We start from the raw sequence: 6206 nt of genomic DNA, 5'->3' as shown, positions 1-6206 counted from the left end.
GCAATATCCCGTTGCGCCTGCAACATGAAAACGTGATGATGGGCGGGCCGGTTCAGATTGAGCGCGGCTATGTCGTGCATACGCCGATCGGCCGCTGGCAAAACAGCATGGTGGTAACCGATAACGTCGCGCTGACTTCTTCGCGCGATGTGATTGAAAACCTGTCTAAAGAAGGTGCGGTTGATAAGGCTTTGATCAGTATTGGTTATTCAAAATGGGGCAAAGGGCAGTTGGAGCGCGAGCTGGCAGAAAATGTTTGGCTGACCGTGCCTGCGGACGAGCATATTCTGTTTGATGTGCCTTACGAACTCCGTTATGCCGCCGCTTTTGAAAAATTGGGCATCAATCCGAACGCCTTGGTTTCAGGAGTCGGCCATGCCTGATGCACTAAAAGGTACGGTTTTGGCCTTTGATTTCGGCGAGGCACGTATCGGCGTGGCGCAGGGTGATGCCGAGTTGGGCATGACCCATCCGCTGGCGACGGTAACCGGCAACAGCAATGATGAAAAATTCGAGGCCATTGCCAAGCTGGTCAAAGAATGGCAGCCCAAGTATTTTGTGGTCGGACTGCCGACACATACCGACGGAACGGAGCATGAGTTGACCCGTTTGAGCCGCAAGTTTGGCCGCCGTTTGCAGGGACGTTTTAACTTGCCGGTTTATTGGGTGGACGAAAGGATGTCTTCCCTATACGCGGAAAGCTTGCTTGCTGAAGCCCAAGTATTTGGCCGAAAACAAAAATCCGTACTTGACCAAGTAGCGGCGCAGGCGATTTTGCAAGGCTTTTTTGAAGGCGGAGCGGCCGAGTATTTCAATGGCCGCGAAGAGTAGCACATGGTTCGTTATAGAGGCCGTCTGAAACTTGATTTCAGACGGCCTTGGTTTCGTTACGGCTTTGGGATAAAAGAAGTTTAGTTTGGTTAAGCCTGATTTTTTCCAGTGCAAATTTTGCTACACTCCGTTTTCTTTTTTAGACACAAATACAAGGAAAAAGTCATGGCACTCATGGATAATCTTTTGAATGCGGCTACTCAAGTGTTGGGTGGCAACAGCGAAAACGGCGCACAAGGTTCTCTGACTGATATGGCGATGGATTTGGTGAAACAACAAGGCGGCGTGGGCAACCTGATCAACCAACTGCAACAAGGCGGTTTGGGCGATGCACTGAGCAGCTGGGTTTCCAACCAATCCAGCAACCTGCCTGTGTCCGGCACCGACCTGCAAAATGCTTTGGGCAGCGATACGGTAAACCAAATCGCGCAAAAATTCGGCGTGGATGCCGGTCAAGCAGGCGATTTGTTGGCAAAAGTATTGCCTGACTTGGTCGATAAAGCCACGCCTAACGGCACGGCTCAAGATGCGGATGGCTTCGGCTTGGACGACATCGCTTCTATGCTGCTGAAAAACTTTATGAAATAATGAGTTGAATCATTTGATAAGGCCGTCTGAATCCGTTCAGACGGCCTTATAACTTTTGGTTCGCGGTAAATAACCAATAAGTCTTTTTCTGATGAAGGCGGATGGCTTATGATGGGCACTTCATTTCACCAGATAAGAAGGTTATACACATGTCCCGCTTGACCATACACACAGTTGAAACCGCTCCTGAAGCTGCTAAACCACGCATTGAAGCCGTACTGAAAAACAACGGCTTTATTCCTAACCTGATCGGCGTTTTGGCCAATGCGCCTGAAGCTTTGGCGTTTTATCAAGAAGTTGGCAAGCTGAATGCGGCCAACAGCCTGACTGACGGCGAAGTTGAAGTTGTCCAAATCATTGCCGCCCGTACCAACGAATGCGGTTTCTGCGTTGCCGGCCACACCAAACTGGCTACCTTGAAAAAACTGCTGTCCGAACAATCCATCAAAGCCGCACGCGCATTGGCTGCAGGCGAGTTTGACGATGCCAAACTGGGTGCTTTGGCGACATTCACCCAAGCCGTTATGGCGAAAAAAGGCGCGGTATCCGACGACGAGCTGAAAGCTTTCTTCGATGCTGGCTACAACCAACAGCAAGCCGTTGAAGTCGTCATGGGCGTTGCTTTGGCAACTTTGTGCAACTACGTCAACAACCTTGCCAAAACTGAAATCAACCCTGAATTGCAGGCATTTGCCTAATCTCATCAAAGGCCGTCTGAAAATTCAGACGGCCTTTTAGTAAAAAGCAAGGATATCCTTGTTGCTAAGAATAATTCATGAGTAGAACCATCTACGCTTCAAACCTTATTCAGAGGAAAAAATCATGACACGCGAAGCTTTACTGAACAATGTTGCCGCACTCGTTAAAAGCAAACTGAAACCATTGGTGGACGACATCGACCGCAAAGGCCTGTACCCGAAAGAATTTATGCTGGAATTGGGCAAAATCGGCGGTTTTGCCGCGACCGGTACGGTTGAAGAAGGCGGTAACGGTTTGGGTTTGGCAACGCAAATCGCCGTATTGCGCGAAATCGGTAAAGAATGCGGCGCCACTTCGTTCAGCGCATGGTGTCAGGCGGCTTGCGCGTGGTATCTGCACCAATCGCCCAATCAAGCAGTTAAAGACAAATATTTTGCCGATATTCTGCAGGGCAAAGTTTTGGCCGGTACGGGCATGTCCAATACCGTCAAACACCTTGCCGGCATTGAAAAACACAACCTGCAAGCCGAGCGCGTCGAGGGCGGCTACAAAGTCAACGGCGCTTTGCCTTGGGTATCCAATATCGGCGAAGACCATATTTGGGCGAATACCGCCCAAGTCGGCGACAGCTATGTAATGTTTATTACCGGCGGTCAATGGGAAGGCGTTACCCTGCAAGATTGCCCTGAGTTCTGCGGTTTGGAAGGCACGCGCACTTACAGCCTGAATTTTAAAGACGTGTTTATTCCCGATGAAGATGTGATTGCCTCGCCTGAGCAGTTCCAGTCTTATATTCCGACCATTAAAGCCGGTTTCATCTTGCTGCAAATAGGTATTGGCGCCGGTGTGATTGACGGTGCGCTCGGCATTATCCGTATGGCCAACGTGGTGAATGCGGAAGTGAACGCTTATCTCGATCACAGCTACGATGATTTGAAAGCCGTGTTGGACGGTGCATGGGCGGAAACCGAACGCCTTGCCGATGATGCGTGGAACAACAAACCTGACACGCTGGCAACCTTGAAACTGCGTGAAGCCGCTGCCGTGTTGGCATTGAACGCCACTCAATCTGCCGCATTGCATGCAGGTGCGAAAGGTTATCTGATGCGCAGTCCGGCGCAACGCCGCGTCCGCGAGGCCATGTTCGTCGCCATCGTAACACCGGCTATCAAACACCTGCGTAAAGAAATCGCCGCTTTGGAAGCAGCGCAATAAATTCAAAATATCAACAATAAAACACACGAAAGGCCGTCTGAAAATACGGTTTCAGACGGCCTTTTAAAATAGAAGGAACACACAATGGCTCAATATATGTGCGGCCCTTGCGGCTGGATTTACGACGAAGACCTCGGCGATCCAGAGCACGGCCTGCCTGCCGGAACCAAGTTTGAGGATATTCCTGACGACTGGAAATGCCCTGAGTGCGGCGTAGGTAAAGAAGATTTTTATCTGTTGGATTTCGTGATATAACTTGGTTGATTTAAAAAGGCCGTCTGAAATTTCAGACGGCCTTTGCTTTATCAGCGGTATAAAGCAACCATGGTTTCAGCCGCTTTGACGCAGCTTTCCACATCGGCAACCAAAGCGATGCGGACGTAGCCTTCGCCCAGATTGCCTTGTTCGGTATCGCGGGCGAGGAAGCGGCCGGGCAACACTTGGATAGCGGCTTTTTGCCACAGGTTGCGCGTAAATGCCAAGTCGTCGCCATCGGGAACTTTCAGCCAAATGTAGAACGACGCGTCAGGCAGTTTGACATCAAACGCCTGTTGCAAAATAGGGATGACGCGGTCGAATTTTTCTTGGTAGAGGCGGCGGTTGTCAATGACGTGTTCTTCATCGTTCCAAGCGGCAATGCTGGCGCGTTGGACGGGAATGCTCATCGCGCTGCCGTGGTAGGTGCGGTAGAGCAGGAAGTTTTTGAGCAACTCGGCATCGCCTGCGACAAAGCCGGAACGCAAACCGGGGACATTGGAGCGTTTGGACAGGCTGGTGAACATAATAATGTTGCGCGTGCCGCGTCCTAATTGCGCCGCAGCCTGCAGGCCGCCGATTGGTTTGTTGCCGTCAAAATAGATTTCGGAATAGCATTCGTCAGAGGCAATAACGAAGCCGTATTTGTCTTGCAAATCAAAAATTTCTTTCCAGTCTTCTAATTGCAGGACGCTGCCGCTCGGGTTGTTGGGCGAGCAGACGATCAGGACTTTGGTGCGTTGCCATACGTCTTCGGGCAGGCTGCTCCAATCGGGGTTGAAGCTGGGCGCAGGACAGTTGGCAAAATGGATTTCGCCGCCGCCCAAAATAGTCGCGCCTTCGTAAATTTGATAGAAAGGATTAGGGCTGATAACGACCGGTTTGGGGCCGTCTGAAGCCGGATTTAAAACGGTTTGGATAAAAGAGAACAAAGCTTCCCGGCTGCCCAATACCGGCAGGATTTCATTGTCGGGATTGAGGCTCAAACCATCATAACGGCGGGCAACCCATTCGGCGCAGGCTTGGCGCAGTTCGGGCAGGCCTGCGGTCAGCGGATATTTTTCCAGTTCGTGCAGGGAGGCGGTCAGCGCGTCGGTGATGACTTTGGGCGTCGGATGTTTCGGCTCGCCGATTTGCAGATGAATGGGCGTTACGCCTTCGGGTGCATCAATGCCTTGCATGGCTTCACGCAGGCGGGCGAAAGGATAGGGTTTGAGATGGTTCAATAATGGGTTCATGATGTTTCAGCCGGATAAATTCAGGCAATAATCTTAGCATTTTTTAGATGGATTGGGACAAAAAGGCCGTCTGAAAACAGGGTTTAAATGTTTTTCAGACGGCCTTTTGAATATTGATGCGTTTATTTGGCAGGGACGGCGGGCAGGGAACCGTTCAAGAGATAATGAATGGTTTCTTGAACCGTACGGATGGCGTTGCCAAACGGCAGCGGGTCTTTGCCGCGGAAAAACAGGCCTTTATCGACTTCGCCGCGGAATGCGGCGGAAAGTTGGATGTCGATACAGAATTGACCGGCTTTGGCCAAACCGTCGCGCAAGCCGCAGCTGGTCAGGCAGTTCAGGCCTTGGGTGCAACGGCGCGGATCGTTTTTGGCATTGGCTTGCAATTTGGCTTCGCGTTTGATGTAGCTGTCGAGGAATTTGGTGCGCACGCCGCGAGCAGGCAAACCGGCAACAGACATGAATTCAACCACTTGTTCGGTTTCCGCACCGGTCAGCGTTTTTTTGAAGTTGATGTGGGCATCGCCTTCTTCGGTCACGGCAAACGCGGTACCGATTTGGACGGCGGACGCGCCCCAGTTTTTCAAGGCTGTTTTGACTTTTTCAAAGTTTGCCATGCCGCCGGCGAGTACCAACGGGATTTTTTCGCTTTCCAAGCCCAAGTTTTTGAATACTTCAAACGTTTCTTCAATAACGCGTTTGAACTCGAATTTGGCATCGTTCACGCCGTCGACGGTCGCCGCACCCAAGTGGCCGGCTGCGTGGGCAGGGTGTTCGATAACGATGGCATCGGGCAAGATGCCTTTTTTCATCCAACGTTTCAAAACGATGTTGATACCGCGTGATTCGGACAGGATAGGGAAAAGGGCGACATCTTTGTGGTAGCCCTCGGCCATTTCCGGCAAGTCCAAAGGCAAACCTGCGCCCATCACAATCGCGTCAGCACCGGATTCGCACGCCTGACGGACGTAGGCGGCATGGTCTTTGACGGCTTTCATGACGTTGACGGCAATCATGCCTTTGCCTTCTGAATCGGCTTTGGCTTTTTTGATTTCACGGTCAAGCGCGATGCAGTTGAGGCGGGTGTATTTTTCTTCGCTGGAATCAATTTTTGATTCGGCCAGCAAATCTTCGTGCAAGTGGCGCAAATCGACGCTGGCAATCGTACCCACGCCGTTTTCGCGCGCAACCGCGCTGGAGAGTTTTGATGCGGAAACGCCTACACCCATACCGCCTTGTACGACGGGGATCAGTGATTTGCCACGGATAATCAATGGGTCAAAGTTGTTTTGCATGGATGCTCCTTCATAGATTCTGGATGGCGCCGTCTGAAATCCTATGAAATGGATTGGATAACGGACTGATGTGTATATAAATAAG

At 51.2% G+C, this 6206-nt stretch carries 8 protein-coding genes; 6 read left to right on the top strand and 2 right to left on the bottom strand.

Translation table 11 applies throughout. From position 1 onward, the window contains the following. The 6 genes from ACTHUT_RS12570 to ACTHUT_RS12545 all read left to right on the top strand — a co-directional run. The coding region (locus ACTHUT_RS12570) for a YqgE/AlgH family protein (RefSeq protein ID WP_440418855.1) at window positions 1-383 on the top strand (383 nt) is incomplete at its 5' end. Beyond that, window positions 376-831: a Holliday junction resolvase RuvX gene (gene ruvX / locus ACTHUT_RS12565; RefSeq protein ID WP_250589733.1), complete on the top strand. Its 456-nt coding sequence runs from the start codon at window positions 376-378 to the stop codon at window positions 829-831. The genes ACTHUT_RS12570 and ruvX, both read left to right, overlap by 8 nt. A gap of 165 nt (window positions 832-996) precedes the next feature. Continuing rightward, entirely contained in the window at window positions 997-1419 is a 423-nt protein-coding gene (locus ACTHUT_RS12560; RefSeq protein WP_250600961.1) for a YidB family protein, read from the top strand. Window positions 1420-1568: 149 nt separating this feature from the next. Further along, complete coding sequence (locus ACTHUT_RS12555) at window positions 1569-2117, top strand: carboxymuconolactone decarboxylase family protein (protein ID WP_003685141.1); 549 nt, start codon at window positions 1569-1571, stop codon at window positions 2115-2117. Window positions 2118-2241: 124 nt separating this feature from the next. After that, window positions 2242-3333 (top strand): acyl-CoA dehydrogenase family protein, encoded by a 1092-nt coding sequence (locus ACTHUT_RS12550; protein ID WP_049351443.1) that lies wholly within the window; start codon window positions 2242-2244, stop codon window positions 3331-3333. Between the two features lie 84 nt (window positions 3334-3417). Next, a complete protein-coding gene (locus ACTHUT_RS12545) occupies window positions 3418-3588 on the top strand; it encodes a rubredoxin (protein WP_003680460.1) in 171 nt (56 codons plus the stop codon). Between the two features lie 50 nt (window positions 3589-3638). Here ACTHUT_RS12545 and dapC read toward each other — a convergent pair whose 3' ends face one another. Together dapC and ACTHUT_RS12535 are read right to left on the bottom strand one after the other, a co-directional pair. Next, entirely contained in the window at window positions 3639-4826 is a 1188-nt protein-coding gene (dapC, locus tag ACTHUT_RS12540; RefSeq protein WP_250600959.1) for a succinyldiaminopimelate transaminase, read from the bottom strand. A 122-nt stretch (window positions 4827-4948) separates the two neighbouring features. Beyond that, complete coding sequence (locus ACTHUT_RS12535; RefSeq protein WP_049351445.1) at window positions 4949-6121, bottom strand: NAD(P)H-dependent flavin oxidoreductase; 1173 nt, start codon at window positions 6119-6121, stop codon at window positions 4949-4951. Window positions 6122-6206: the final 85 nt, after the last annotated feature.

The sequence above is a fragment of the Neisseria sp. P0022.S010 genome (assembly GCF_051956635.1).
Note: the sequence above shows the minus strand (reverse complement) of the source record. Positions and strands in the feature narration are given on the sequence as shown.

Excerpts from the sequence above, each read along its gene's own strand:
- dapC (WP_250600959.1), bottom strand. The coding sequence starts at position 4,826 with ATGAACCCATTATTGAACCATCTCAAACCCTATCCTTTCGCCCGCCTG.
- ruvX (WP_250589733.1), top strand. The coding sequence starts at position 376 with ATGCCTGATGCACTAAAAGGTACGGTTTTGGCCTTTGATTTCGGCGAG.
- ACTHUT_RS12545 (WP_003680460.1), top strand. The coding sequence starts at position 3,418 with ATGGCTCAATATATGTGCGGCCCTTGCGGCTGGATTTACGACGAAGAC.
- ACTHUT_RS12550 (WP_049351443.1), top strand. The coding sequence starts at position 2,242 with ATGACACGCGAAGCTTTACTGAACAATGTTGCCGCACTCGTTAAAAGC.
- ACTHUT_RS12535 (WP_049351445.1), bottom strand. The coding sequence starts at position 6,121 with ATGCAAAACAACTTTGACCCATTGATTATCCGTGGCAAATCACTGATC.
- ACTHUT_RS12560 (WP_250600961.1), top strand. The coding sequence starts at position 997 with ATGGCACTCATGGATAATCTTTTGAATGCGGCTACTCAAGTGTTGGGT.
- ACTHUT_RS12555 (WP_003685141.1), top strand. The coding sequence starts at position 1,569 with ATGTCCCGCTTGACCATACACACAGTTGAAACCGCTCCTGAAGCTGCT.